Annotated in this window: 12 protein-coding genes and 2 tRNA genes; 7 read left to right on the forward strand and 7 right to left on the reverse strand. The window is 55.1% G+C overall.

The annotated features are described in order from the left end of the window. Nucleotides 1–36: 36 nt before the first annotated feature. Together glk and AC6I8X_RS14140 are read right to left on the reverse strand one after the other, a co-directional pair. A complete protein-coding gene (gene glk, locus AC6I8X_RS14135; protein WP_313682236.1) occupies nt 37–1002 on the reverse strand; it encodes a glucokinase in 966 nt (321 codons plus the stop codon). Nucleotides 1003–1164: 162 nt separating this feature from the next. Beyond that, nucleotides 1165–2811 carry an alpha-keto acid decarboxylase family protein gene (locus AC6I8X_RS14140; RefSeq protein ID WP_497839997.1) on the reverse strand — a complete coding sequence of 549 codons (1647 nt, stop codon included), beginning with the start codon at nt 2809–2811 and terminating at the stop codon, nt 1165–1167. 210 nt (nt 2812–3021) lie between these two features. Between AC6I8X_RS14140 and mgrA the strand changes: the two genes are divergently transcribed. Both mgrA and AC6I8X_RS14150 read left to right on the forward strand, forming a co-directional pair. Further along, entirely contained in the window at nt 3022–4011 is a 990-nt protein-coding gene (mgrA, locus tag AC6I8X_RS14145; RefSeq protein WP_313682232.1) for an L-glyceraldehyde 3-phosphate reductase, read from the forward strand. A 159-nt stretch (nt 4012–4170) separates the two neighbouring features. Further along, the gene (locus AC6I8X_RS14150; protein ID WP_313682230.1) at nt 4171–4515 is read left to right on the forward strand and encodes a DUF2502 domain-containing protein; all 345 of its coding nucleotides are present in this window, start codon (nt 4171–4173) and stop codon (nt 4513–4515) included. Between the two features lie 32 nt (nt 4516–4547). Here AC6I8X_RS14150 and AC6I8X_RS14155 read toward each other — a convergent pair whose 3' ends face one another. Further along, nucleotides 4548–5789: an Nramp family divalent metal transporter gene (locus tag AC6I8X_RS14155; protein WP_497839998.1), complete on the reverse strand. Its 1242-nt coding sequence runs from the start codon at nt 5787–5789 to the stop codon at nt 4548–4550. A 372-nt stretch (nt 5790–6161) separates the two neighbouring features. Between AC6I8X_RS14155 and AC6I8X_RS14160 the strand changes: the two genes are divergently transcribed. The 5 genes from AC6I8X_RS14160 (at nt 6162) to AC6I8X_RS14180 (ending at nt 11800) form a co-directional block, all read left to right on the forward strand. Next, nucleotides 6162–7352, forward strand: a complete 1191-nt coding sequence (locus tag AC6I8X_RS14160) for a NupC/NupG family nucleoside CNT transporter (protein ID WP_013509976.1) — start codon at nt 6162–6164, stop codon at nt 7350–7352. A 192-nt stretch (nt 7353–7544) separates the two neighbouring features. Continuing rightward, nucleotides 7545–8633, forward strand: a complete 1089-nt coding sequence (locus AC6I8X_RS14165) for an LLM class flavin-dependent oxidoreductase (protein WP_497839999.1) — start codon at nt 7545–7547, stop codon at nt 8631–8633. After that, nucleotides 8633–9613: an ABC transporter substrate-binding protein gene (locus AC6I8X_RS14170; RefSeq protein ID WP_497840000.1), complete on the forward strand. Its 981-nt coding sequence runs from the start codon at nt 8633–8635 to the stop codon at nt 9611–9613. Before AC6I8X_RS14165 ends, AC6I8X_RS14170 begins: the two co-directional genes overlap by 1 nt. Further along, nucleotides 9610–10200: a cysteine dioxygenase family protein gene (locus tag AC6I8X_RS14175; RefSeq protein WP_313682221.1), complete on the forward strand. Its 591-nt coding sequence runs from the start codon at nt 9610–9612 to the stop codon at nt 10198–10200. Before AC6I8X_RS14170 ends, AC6I8X_RS14175 begins: the two co-directional genes overlap by 4 nt. Further along, on the forward strand, nt 10193–11800 hold the full coding sequence (locus AC6I8X_RS14180) for a rhodanese homology domain-containing protein (protein WP_497840001.1): 1608 nt from the start codon (nt 10193–10195) through the stop codon (nt 11798–11800). The genes AC6I8X_RS14175 and AC6I8X_RS14180 overlap by 8 nt, the downstream gene beginning before the upstream one ends. A gap of 75 nt (nt 11801–11875) precedes the next feature. Here the strand turns inward: AC6I8X_RS14180 and AC6I8X_RS14185 are convergent, their stop codons facing one another. The 4 genes from AC6I8X_RS14185 to AC6I8X_RS14200 form a co-directional block, all read right to left on the reverse strand. Beyond that, the gene (locus AC6I8X_RS14185; protein ID WP_313689982.1) at nt 11876–12223 is read right to left on the reverse strand and encodes a DUF1493 family protein; all 348 of its coding nucleotides are present in this window, start codon (nt 12221–12223) and stop codon (nt 11876–11878) included. Continuing rightward, nucleotides 12217–12660, reverse strand: a complete 444-nt coding sequence (locus tag AC6I8X_RS14190; protein ID WP_313689979.1) for an STM2901 family protein — start codon at nt 12658–12660, stop codon at nt 12217–12219. Before AC6I8X_RS14190 ends, AC6I8X_RS14185 begins: the two co-directional genes overlap by 7 nt. Nucleotides 12661–12855: 195 nt before the next feature. Further along, nucleotides 12856–12931 (reverse strand) — tRNA-Ala (locus AC6I8X_RS14195). Between the two features lie 45 nt (nt 12932–12976). Next, nucleotides 12977–13052 (reverse strand) — tRNA-Ala (locus AC6I8X_RS14200). Between the last annotated feature and the right edge of the window lie 5 nt (nt 13053–13057).

Raw genomic sequence — 13057 nt, forward strand, 5'->3', positions numbered from 1 at the left:
GCGAACGGCATGTTGACACCGTTCGCCTGCGCGGAATTACAGCACGCGCCCCAGTGTCTGGCGCAGATGAGCACCGGCACCGAGCAGACCCGGCTGATCGTGGGTGATCATATAGACCGGAATATCCACCAGGTAATCGCGGAAACGGCCTTTATCTTCAAACGCCGCACGGAAACCCGAGGCTTTAAAGAAGTCGAGGAAACGCGGCACAATGCCACCAGCGATATAAACACCGCCAAAAGTGCCCAGGTTGAGCGCCAGGTTGCCGCCGAAACGTCCCATAATGACGCAGAACAGTGACAGGGCGCGGCGGCAATCAATGCAGCTGTCTTTCAGTGCGCGTTCGGTAACATCCTTCGGCTTCAGATTTTCGGGTTCACGCTGATCCGATTTAACGATGGCGCGGTACAGATTGACCAACCCGGAACCAGACAGCACGCGCTCCGCTGAGACATGGCCCAGCTCCGCCCGCAGCACTTCCAGAATCTCGGCTTCTTCTTCGCTGTTAGGCGCGAAATCAACGTGACCGCCCTCACCCGGCAGACTCACCCAGCGCTTATCGACGTGCACCAGATGGCTGACGCCAAGCCCGGTGCCTGCCCCATAGATGGCGATCGGTTTGTCCTGCACCGGCGCTTTGCCACCGAACTGAATCACATCGTTTTCTGCCAGCATCGGCACCGCCATCGATATCGCGGTGAAATCATTGATGATTTCCAGGTGAGCAAAACCGAGGCTCTCTTTCATCTGCTTCGTGGAGAAAGCCCAGTCATGGTTGGTCATTTCGACCCAGTCGCCAGTAATCGGGCAGGCGATGGCGATGCAACCATCTTTGATATCCTGTTTCTGCTCATCCAGATAGTGACGGATGACCGCTTCAAGGTTGTCATAGTCTGATGTTGAGAATGTTGTGGCCTGGGAGATGGCACCGGTCTCCACCTCACACAGGGCGAGACGGGCATTGGTACCCCCCACATCGCCGACCAGGGCGTATTTTGTCATTCTTCTGCTGCTCCGCTTGGGTCATAAATAATTGCAGGACACTATAAAAGCCTGCCAATAAAACAACAACGCCCATCAGTGCGTCAGATGGGCGTATTCACTCAGGTGCGGCCACATACTGGCACGCACCTGGCTAACTGCACAGAGGCAACTGTCCGAAACTCAGCCACCGTTGCGCTGATGGAGCGAGGCTGTCACCTTACGTAGCAACGGCGGGAGATCGTCTTTATCCAGCACCACTTCCACCAGCGACAAATGCTCGTTGCGCGCCAGTAACGCCATCACGCCTTCCAGCTGCACCGTTTCGCTCACGCGCCAGCTCTGCGCGGCACCCTCCAGGCTGAGTGCCTGCGGCAGCGCGGTCCAGTTCCACTGGGCGATATCGTTGTAACGCTGATGCGCACCGTGTATCGCCCGTTCGACGGTATAGCCCTCATTATTCAGAAGAAAAATAATCGGTTGCTGACCATCGCGCTGCATCGAACCCAGTTCCTGAATGGTTAACTGCGCCGAGCCATCGCCGATAATCAAAATCACGCGGCGATCCGGTTGTGCGGTTTGCGCACCAAAGGCTGCCGGTAAAGTATAGCCAATCGATCCCCACAGTGGCTGTACCAGCAACTGCGCATCCTGTGGTAACCGCAGCGCCGCAGCACCAAAGGCGGCAGTGCCTTGATCGGCCAGGATAATATCACCAGGTTGCAGAAACTGCTGCATCGCCTGCCAGAAAGCATTCTGCGTGATTAGCGCGTCCTCAACCGGCTCGCAGGTGCTGATCGGGATCTGCCCCAGTGCCCATTGCGCTCCGTACTGACGGAACAGTGGCTCCAGTGTGCTGAGCGCCTGTGCCATGGTCAGTGGGGCAAAAGTTTCCCCCGCCACCACTGCATGGAAAGGTTGCAGATCGATAAGTCTGGCGGCTGGCAGATGCTGAGTAAAACCGGCGGTCAAGGTATCAGTGAAGCGCACCCCGACACAGATGGTGACATCCGTCTCCTCAATCGCCGATTGCACCTGTGGCGTACTGCCTTCAGCGGCATAGGTCCCAACAAAACCGGGCTGCTGTTCATCCAGCACCCCTTTGCCCATTAATAAGGTGGCGGCTGGAATAGCGCGTATCTGGCGCAATGCGGCCAGCTGTGCCTGCAATTGCCAGCGTGATGCAAGGAAATCGGCCAGCAGCGCCACGCGCTGTGCTGGAGCCAGTAATCGTTCCGCAGCCTGCGCAAACGCCTCTGCCGCTGAAGTAATGGGGGTGACAGAGGATGACAGCGGCGGCAGTTCCACCTCCGCCTGCTCCACATCCACCGCCATCAATAAATAACCGGGCCGGTGCTGATGGAGTGCCTCGCTGATCACGCGATCAATTTCCTGAACCGCATTTTCCGCCGTCAGCACCGCAGTCGCGGCACTGACTTCTTTCGCCATACGGCTAAAGTGGCGGAAATCGCCATCACCGAGTGAATGATGGACGCAATCTCCCTGCTGCTGCGCCGCGCTGGCTGGCGCGCCAACGATATGGATCACCGGGACATATTCCGCGTAACTTCCGGCAATCCCGTTAATCGCACTCAACTCGCCAACGCCAAAAGTGGTGAGCAGTGCGGCCGCACCGCTGCAGCGGCCATAGCCATCCGCAGCATAAGCCGCATTCAGCTCATTAGCACAGCCCACCCAGGTCATCTCCGGATGATCAATCACGCTATCCAGGAACTGTAAATTGTAATCGCCCGGCACCCCAAACAGATGCCGGATGCCCGCCTGCTGTAAACGCAACAACAAGTATTCGCCAACTTTAAACGTTTTCATGCGCAGCTACTCCTTTGTAGGTTATATAAGGAGTATTACCGATGAGGCTGAATTGGTTGGATTTTAACCACAATTACTCAGAATGATCTGTCAAGGTAACGTTACTAAAGGGAAAAATCCGTAAGTTGCGATCCCCCGCGCGTTCACCATTTGTGTAAACGTATACACTGCTATGCTAATGACACTTTCCCTTTGCGACAGGAACGCTGCATGAGTGCTTTTCCCCATCCCGAACGCTATCAACAGATGCAATATCGACGCAGTGGACGTAGTGGCCTGAAATTGCCCGCCATTTCACTCGGCCTGTGGCACAACTTTGGTGATAGCACCCGGGTTGATAACAGCCGCACGCTGCTGCGTCATGCCTTCGACCGTGGCATCACGCATTTCGACCTTGCGAATAACTACGGGCCACCGCCGGGTTCAGCGGAAGAGAATTTTGGCCGCATTCTGCGGGAAGATTTTCGTGGCTACCGCGATGAACTGGTGATCTCCACCAAAGCCGGTTACACCATGTGGGACGGCCCTTACGGTGACTGGGGGTCACGCAAGTATCTGATTTCCAGTCTCGATCAAAGCCTGAAACGAATGGGGCTGGAGTACGTCGATATCTTTTATCATCACCGCCCGGATCCCGAAACGCCGCTGGAAGAAACCATGCGCGCGCTGGATCAGGTGGTACGCCAGGGCAAAGCGCTGTATGCCGCGATCTCAAATTATCCGGCAGAGAAAGCCGCCGAAGCGATCGCCATCTTGCGTGACCTGGGCACTCCCTGCCTGATTCATCAGCCACGTTATTCGATGTTTGAACGCGCGCCGGAACAGGGCTTGCTGGATGTGCTGGGTGAGAATGGTGTGGGCTGTATCGCGTTCTCGCCGCTGGCTGGCGGCGTGCTGACTGATCGTTATCTGCAAGGCATCCCCGAAGATTCGCGTGTGGCCAGTGGCAGCAAGTTCCTGCGTGAAGATCAGCTGACGCAGGAAAAAATGGTGAAAGTTCGCGCCTTGCACGCCATCGCCCAGCAACGTGGGCAGAAGCTGGCTCAGATGGCATTGAGTTGGGTGCTGCGCGATGCGCGTGTCACTTCGGTATTAATTGGTGCCAGCAAAACTGCGCAAATTGATGATGCCGTTGACATGCTGAGCCAGCCAGAGCTGAGCCAGGAAGAACTTCAGGCTATCGCCGCAATTTTGATGTAACCGCTTTCCCGCCCGGCCAGCGCCGGGCGACGTCCTCAGCAGAAAACTCTTATTTCAGAAATTCCTCAGCGCTTTCAGACCGGTTCTTAAAGCTTTACTGGTTCGATATGGCAAACTAGCGCAACGGCAGCAACCGATAAGTTGCCGGAAAGGAGAATTATGAAACGTGGAATTTTGTTTGCCGCTTTGCTGGCAACGCTGTCACCCCTGGCCCTACACTCAGCCCATGCCAGTGGTGCCACCATTAACCTGGCACCCGGCATCACCCTGCAATTAGGCGATCGCGATAATCGTGGTTATTACTGGGACGGTGGCCGCTGGCGCGAACCGCGCTGGTGGAACGATCGTTATCGCTACCATGACCACCGCTGGTGGCGTCATGAAGAATGGCGTCGTCATCAGGCGTGGGAGCGTGAACGTGAGCGTCGCCGCCATGAACGCTGGCGTTATGAACATCGTTACGACCATCCCGGTCGTGGACCTGGTCATCACGACCATCGATGATCTGTCGGGGTGCGCTTGATGCGCACCTTTTTTTATAACCCCAGCGCCTGCCCGACCAGCAGATAGATATTCAGCGCCACCACCAGCACCACAATCACCCAGCCAATGGTTTGCATCACACGCGAGTTGACCATCTCCTCACCCATCAGCTCACGATTGCCGGTGAAAAACAGCAGCGGCACCAGCGCCAGTGCGATACCAAAACTCAGCAACACCTGGCTGAGTATCAGAATTCGTGTCGGATCCCAGCCAGCCCAGATAACAATAAAGGAAGGCAGCATAGTAATGGTGCGACGCAGCCACAGCGGGATATGAAAACGGATAAACCCCTGCATCACCACCTGCCCGGCCAGCGTGCCGACCACGGTGGAAGAAAGACCGGCTGCCACCAGGCTCAAACCAAATACCGTCGCCGCCGCGTGGCTTAACAACGGTTGCAACGTCAGATAGGCCTGATCAAGATCGGCAATCCCGCTATGGCCACTAAAGTGAAAGGCTGCTGCTGCGGTTGCCATCATCGCCAGGTTAACAAATCCGGCAATGGTCATGGCGATAGCCACATCCAGTTTGGTGGAGGAGTAACGCTGTCCTTTGGTGCCCTGATTACCATATTGGGTCAACGCCGAATGCAGATAAATCACATGCGGCATGATGGTCGCCCCCAGCACACCGGCCGCGAGGAACACGGCATCAGAAGTCGGCAACGATGGCAGCGCCATGCCGGTGAGAAGTTCACTGACCTTCGGCTGTGAGAAGAACAACTCAACAATATAAGCCGCCGCGACAAACATCAGCAGACCGCCAATCACCAGTTCCAGTGGCTTTTGCCCGCGATTTTGCAGCATCAGAATCAGGTAAGTGGCAATGCCTGTCAGCACCGCCCCCTGCAATAGCGAGATACCCAGTAACAACTTAAAGCCGAGTGCAGCCCCAATAAATTCCGCTAAATCGGTGGCCATGGCGATGATTTCGGCCTGAACCCAGTAGAACCACACTGCCGGACGCGGAAAGCGGTCACGGATGTGTTCCGCGAGATTTTTGCCGGTAGCGATACCCAGCTTCGCCGACATGAGTTGGATCAGCGCAGCCATAATGTTTGCCCAGACCACCACCCACAGCAATTTGTAGCCGTAGGCAGCCCCCGCCTGGATATTGGTGGCAAAGTTACCAGGATCGATATAACCGATGGCCGCGATGAAGGCCGGTCCCAGCAACGCAAGTTTAACCTTTCTGGCTCCGCGAGCGGCGCGCTCTGCGGTGCGGCTTTCTGACATAGTTTTTGACCCTGTCTTAACGCTTGTTTACCCGCACAGGTTACGGGGCATTCAAGGCAAGTGAAATATGGTTATAGTTATCGCTTTAATAGATAGTGCTATAAAGTATAGCCTTTGCTATACCTTGCGGTAAAGCCAGGTTTTGCCAAAATTTACACAACAGGATTCAATCTACCCTCGGCTTATTTTATAGACAATCCCTTTGTGGTTATTTTTCTTGTAAAGGAGGTGTGAAGAACTTGTGATGGCTGAGACTTATCCGAGAAATATGTCGATACCGAATACTTATAATGTGGTTTAGATCTCGTTTTTAAGTAACGCGTTACATAGAATACGCAGCAAAATACAACCCTCCTCAAATTTGGAGCCGACATGTCCCATATTTTGCACTTTCTTTTAGCATTGGTGGTGGTAGCCGTGCTGGCCTTGCTGGTCAGTCACGATCGTAAAAGCATCCGTATTCGCTATATCGTTCAGCTTCTGGTGATTGAAGTTCTGCTTGCCTGGTTCTTCCTCAACTCTGAAGCCGGCCTCGGCTTCGTAAAAGGGTTTGCCGGTCTGTTTGATCATCTGCTGAAGTACGCGGCAGAAGGCACCAACTTCGTGTTCGGCAACATGAATGAAAAAGGCCTCGCCTTCTTCTTCCTTAATGTTCTGTGCCCGATCGTCTTTATCTCCGCCCTGATCGGTATTTTGCAACACTTCCGCATCCTGCCATGGGTTATTCGTGGCATCGGTACCGTGCTGTCAAAAATCAATGGCATGGGCAAGCTGGAATCCTTTAACGCCGTCAGCTCTCTGATTCTGGGACAGTCAGAAAACTTTATCGCTTATAAGGATATCCTCGGCAAAATGTCACAGCGCCGCATGTACACCATGGCCGCCACCGCGATGTCAACGGTGTCGATGTCAATCGTGGGTGCTTACATGACCATGCTGCAACCGAAATATGTGGTCGCCGCGCTGGTGCTGAACATGTTCAGTACCTTTATCGTGCTGTCGCTGATCAACCCGTACCGCGTTGATAGTGAAGAAGATCTGCAATTGCAGGATCTGCATAAAGGTCAGAGCTTCTTTGAAATGCTGGGTGAATACATCCTGGCCGGTTTCCGCGTTGCCATCATCGTCGCGGCAATGCTGATCGGCTTTATCGCCCTGATTTCCGGCCTGAATGCGTTGTTTGATGTGATTTTCGGCATCAGCTTCCAGGGCGTGCTGGGTTATGTCTTCTACCCGTTTGCCTGGGTGATGGGTGTGCCGTCTAACGAAGCGTTGCAGGTTGGCAGCATCATGGCGACCAAACTGGTTTCTAACGAATTCGTTGCGATGATGGATCTGCAGAAAATTGCCGGCCAGCTCTCTCCGCATGCGGAAGGTATTCTGTCGGTGTTCCTCGTTTCTTTCGCCAACTTCTCTTCTATCGGGATTGTGGCGGGTGCGATTAAAGGCCTGAACGAAGAACAAGGCAATGTGGTTTCCCGCTTTGGTCTGAAGCTGCTGTACGGCTCTACCCTGGTGAGCGTGCTTTCTGCCGCAATTGCCGGTCTGGTGCTGGCATTCTGATGCACGGGGCGAGCTGCGGCTCGCCCTTCCCTTCTTAATTATTCCTATCCGTTATATCTCATTTTTTCACGCCTCTCGCCGCGCCCTGGCCTGCTTCCCCGCCCAACGCAAAACCTTTGCACAATATTGAATTTCCGTTGCCACCGCCTGCGCCCGTAGTTTTTCTCCTTAACGTCACATCAGGAGAACAGCATGAGCATTCAATTTCTTGGCATGATTGGCCACCGTCTCGCCTCCGAGATCATCCCGGCCAGCGGCTCGTTATTTGATAAAGATTATATTGCCCGCTTTGCCCGCGCCCATGAAGACGCTGGCTTTGACCGTATTCTGGTCGGTTACTGGTCCGATCAACCCGATGGGTTCCTGGTGACCGCCCACGCTGCGGCCCATACCAGCAAACTGAAATTCCTGCTGGCGCACCGCCCGGGCTTTGTCGCACCCACCCTGGCCGCACGGAAACTGGCTTCGCTCGATCATCTTACCGATGGCCGTCTGGCGGTGCATATCATCAGTGGTGGCAGCGATAGCGAACAACGTCGCGACGGCGATTTCCGCAATAAAACCGAACGCTATGCACGAACCAATGAGTTTCTCACGGTGCTGAAGCAGAGTCTGGAATCGACGCAGCCCTACGACTACCAGGGGACGTACTATCAGGCCGAACAGGCCTTTTCCGCCATCAAACCCCTGCAGAAAAAGCTGCCGATTTATTTCGGCGGTTCTTCAGCGGAAGCCATTGACGTCGCCGCGCGTCATGCCGATGTGTATGCGTTGTGGGGCGAGCCGCTTAAAGGTGCGGAAGAAACGGTACACAACGTGCGCGCTGCTGCGGCGCAACAGGGAAGGAACATCGATTTCAATATCTCCTTCCGTCCGATTCTCGGCAAAACCGAAAAGGAAGCCTGGGAACGTGCTGAATATATCCGCGCCACCGCCGAAAAACAGCTGGCAGAAACCGGTTATACCTTCGGTCTGCCAAAACCGCAGAGTGTCGGTGCACAACGCCTGCTGGCTGCCGCTAACGAAGGCGATCGGCTGGATAAAGTGCTGTGGACTGGCGTCGCCAAACTGGTGAAGGGGGGCTACAACTCAACAGCGTTGGTGGGAACGCCTGAACAGGTGTCGGATGCGCTACTCGATTACTATCGCCTCGGCATTCACAGCGTGTTGATTCGCGGCTTCGATCCGCTCAATGACGTGGTGGAATATGGCCGCGAGCTGCTGCCGCTGACGCGGGAAAAAGTGGCTGCTCTCGATAGCAAAGAAAAAAGGAGCGCCTGATGCGCCTGGCTGCTTTATTTGTTGGTCTGACTCTGGCGTTATCGCTCAACCCGCTGTTTGCGGCGGAAAAAGTCACCCTGCGGCTGGGAGATGTCAAAGGTGACCGCTTTGCCGCGCTGAAAGCCTCTGGTGAACTCAACAACCTGCCATACGATCTCAAACTGACGGCGTTCGATTCCGGTGCGCCAGTGCAGGAGGCCCTGAACGCAGGCGCGCTGGATGTCGGTTTCACCGGCGATCTGCCGTTCCTGTTTGTCTATGCCGCCGGTGCGCCGGTTAAAGCCGTGGGCGCGTGGCAAAACAATCCCGATAGCATTGCCCTGCTCACCCGTCCCAATGCCGGCGTGCACAGTTTGCAGGATCTGAAAGGCAAACAAATTGCGGTGAACCGCGGCGGATGGGGCCACTATCTGATCCTTGGCCTGCTGGAACGCGCCGGCCTGAAACCTGACGATGTCACGCTGCGTTTTCTCGGCCCGGTTGATGGCCGTGCCGCGTTAACTTCCGGCGCGGTTGCCGCCTGGGCTCCGTGGGAACCGTACATTGCCACCTCCACTGCCGTGGATGGCACGGTGCGTGTACCGCAGGGGGGCGGCAAGGGGATTATGTCTGGCTACTCTTACGCGCTGGCGCGCGATGAAGCGCTGAGCAATCCGGAAAAGCGCAAAGCCATTGCCGATTTGCTGGTGCGTTTAGCTAAAGCCCAGATCTGGGCGCAGCAGCATCCCGAAGAGTTCGCCCGTGTGCTGGGTAAAACCCTCAACATGCCGACGAACATCACTGCCAGCTGGATTGCGGATGCGCGCATCCGTCCTTTGGTGTTTGACGCCAGCCTGATCGGCACCCTGCAAAAATCAGCGGATTTCTTCCACCGCTACCAGGTGCTGCCAAAACAGGTCGATGTCAGCAAAGCCTTTGATTTCAGCCTCGCGGCGGGAGCTAACCAGGTGGCGAAAAGTGCCCAGGGGGATAAATCGTGAGTGAGCTTCAGCATCAGCGTTTGCGAACCTTTGTCGGTAATCTGGCGCAATTGCTCGATAGCCAGCCCGATGAACAAACCATTTTACAACGCGGCAGCAACTGGCTGAGCGAGTTAATTCGTCATGATGACTGGCTGGATGAAGCCTTCACCCAACCCCATGCGCAGCATTATCAACAATATTTACTCTACGCCGATGCACAGCAACGCTTCTCGGTCGTGAGCTTTGTCTGGGGGCCGGGTCAGCAAACCCCGATTCACGACCATCGCGTCTGGGGTTTGATTGGCATGCTGCGCGGTGCCGAAATTTCCCAGTCATGGCAAGCGGGACCGCAGGGATTGCAACCGGAAGGCCCGCCAGTGCGGCTTGAACCCGGCAGCGTTGAGGCGGTGTCACCCACCGTGGGTGATATCCATCGCGTCAGCAATGCCTTTGATGACCGCATCTCCATCAGCATCCACGTTTATGGCGCAAATATTGGCGCAGTGAAGCGCGCGGTGTATCGCGAGGATGGCAGCGAAAAGGTGTTTATCTCCGGTTACAGCAACCGTTATTTACCCAACATCTGGGATCTTTCACATGACTAAACCGATTTTCCCGTTGCGCCAGGTGGCCGACATTATTGCAGCGCTGCGCCAGCAGCAGGAAGTGGCGCTGGTGGATGTACGCGATGAAGCGTTGTATGCCACTGGTCATCCGTTGTTTGCGGTGAACATTCCCTTGTCCAAACTGGAGCTGGAGTGGCTGGATCGTATCCCCCGGCGTGAGACGGCCATCACCTTGTACGATAATGGCGAAGGTCTGGCACAAACAGCGGCGGAACGTATATCCGCACTGGGTTATCGCAACGTCGCGCTGCTGGCTGGCGATTTGCAGGGCTGGCAGGATGCGGGTGGTGAGCTGTTTATTGACGTTAATTCCCCCAGCAAAGCCTTTGGTGAACTGGTGGAACATCATAACCAGACACCGTCGCTGGCGGCTGATGAGGTACATGCGTTGCTGGCAAGCGGCAACCATGTGGTGGTACTGGATGCGCGCCGTTTTGATGAATACCAGACCATGAGTATTCCTGGTGCGACCAGCGTACCGGGCGGTGAACTGGTGCTGCGGGTACGTGACCTGGCCCCTTCACCGGATACCACGGTAATCGTGAACTGCGCGGGCCGTACCCGCAGCATTATCGGCACGCAATCGCTGGTGAATGCCGGTATCCGTAACCCGGTTTATGCGCTGCGCAACGGCACTATCGGCTGGACGTTGGCCGGCCATCCGCTCGAGACAGGACAGACGCGCCGCTACGAAACCACCAGCGAAACCGCCCAGCGACAGGCCGCAGCTCAAGCGCGTCAGTTGGCTGACCAGGCAGGCGTGGAGCGTACTCACCTCTCTGCCCTGGCGGGTCTTCAGCAGGAAAACCGCACCACCTATCTGTTCGATGTGCGTGATGCGCAGGAGTATGCAGCAGGCCATCTGCCGGGCAGCCGCCATGTCCCCGGCGGACAGCTGGTGCAGGAGACCGATCATTACGCCAGCGTTCGTGGTGCGCGGATTGTGCTGATCGATGATGACAACGTACGCGCCAATATGGCGGCATCCTGGCTGGTTCAACTTGGCTGGCAGGTCGCGGTGCTGGATGGATTACAACCCAGTGACTTCAGCGTTAGCGGGCCATGGCTGGCACAGGTACCACCCGTCGCCCATCCCGAGTTTGTCTCACCAGAGCAGCTCGCCAGTTGGCTGGATGAGGGGCAAACTCAGGTGCTGGATTTCACTACGCGCGCCAACCATCTCAACAGCCATATCCCCGGTGCCGCCTGGCTGCTGCGCTCAACTCTGCAACAACAGGGAAAAGCGTTGCTTCCCGAGGCGCGACGTTATGTGCTGACCTGTGGTAGCAGCCTGCTGGCGGGTTATGCCGTTGAACAGGTCGCTGAACTGACCGGGAAGCCGGTCTATGTCCTGGCGGGCGGGAACGCCGCCTGGCGCGCCGCGGGTCTGCCGACTGAGCAGGGAGCACAACAATTGCTGTCACCAGCGATAGACCGTTATCGCCGCCCGTATGAAGGCACCGATATCGCACCCGCGGTGATGCAGGCGTATCTCGACTGGGAATACGGCCTGGTGGCGCAGCTGGATCGTGATGGGACGCATGGGTTCCGCGTACTGAAGCCAGTCGCACAGGGCTAGCGTTGTGCATGGGTAGCGGCGGGATTTTCGACTTTGCGCGATAAATCGCGCCGCTACGGTTATGCAGGATTTTGATTAATCAAACAGCCAACGCCCGGCTTTGGCGGAATCAATCAACATCTGGATTGTCAGCGGCTTAGGGTCAGCTTGAGAAATTTTTTGCGATTTTGGACGAATAAAGTTAGGCAGTATGCCTTTTTCATAGGGCCAGTATGAAAGGAAGTTGAAGTCACTACTGTCAACATTGAAGTGCTGAAAGTAGTCTTTCATGATTTCGTCACCTGTCTCTCTCGCCCAGGGATATTTACCTGTGTTCAGACTCGTTTCTGGCGTTAATACGGGTGCCGATTTTGCGAAGAGAGGCTTAACGTTGTAGCTCGTTTCATACCATTCGGTAACCGCGTTTTCGATATCCGTTACCATATACGATCCTCCTCTCTGGCAATTCGGTTGTAGGTGTTAAGAGAGTTAAACCCTATCCATGCAACGTCATTCATCACAAAGGCAATACTGAGAATGGGTATCCAGCGGCCAGCGAAAGCGCCCAAATTAGTGACATAACTAAAGCGTAAATTGCGGATACTTTCGTTGGTTAAGGTAGGCCAGCGGTTAACACGATACTTTAACCAGCGTCGAAGGTTTTCACTGAGAATGGATGTTCCTGGCGTCGCGCCTGCTGGCTTACCTCTGGTACTTTGCGTTGGCTGTCCCAGGATGATGAGAGCCAGTGCCAGCACATCCCCTGCACCAAGTTGCTTTTGAGCCTCTTCCAGAAAGACGAAAAAGAATAATTCTCCGGCAGAGAGATTGGTTAATCCTTTATAAAAATACGTCCCATCCAGCTGTTCCGTGGTATCCATTCCTGAAACTCCATTCCATTAAAGATTTCTTATCATAAAATCCTGTCCGGAAGGTGTCCAGATTAAAAAAACAGCAATGGGAAACCGTTACGCAGCTATAAGGCTCGCAGGAATGACAAAACCAGATAACGTCATTTCGATGTTTGGAAGATTGGATAGTTTTATAACGAATTGATTGCAATGAATCAGGATGAATGGTGGAGATAAGCGGGATCGAACCGCTGACCTCTTGCATGCCATGCAAGCGCTCTCCCAGCTGAGCTATACCCCCACATCTGGAATCGTTTTTTCAGTGCCAAACCTCTGGGAAGAAGTTTGGTGGAGCTAAGCGGGATCGAACCGCTGACCTCTTGCATGCCATGCAAGCGCTCTCCCAGCTGAGCTATAGCCCCGAACC

It is taken from the genome of Pantoea sp. X-Soil-TKNS-1280 (assembly GCF_059730475.1).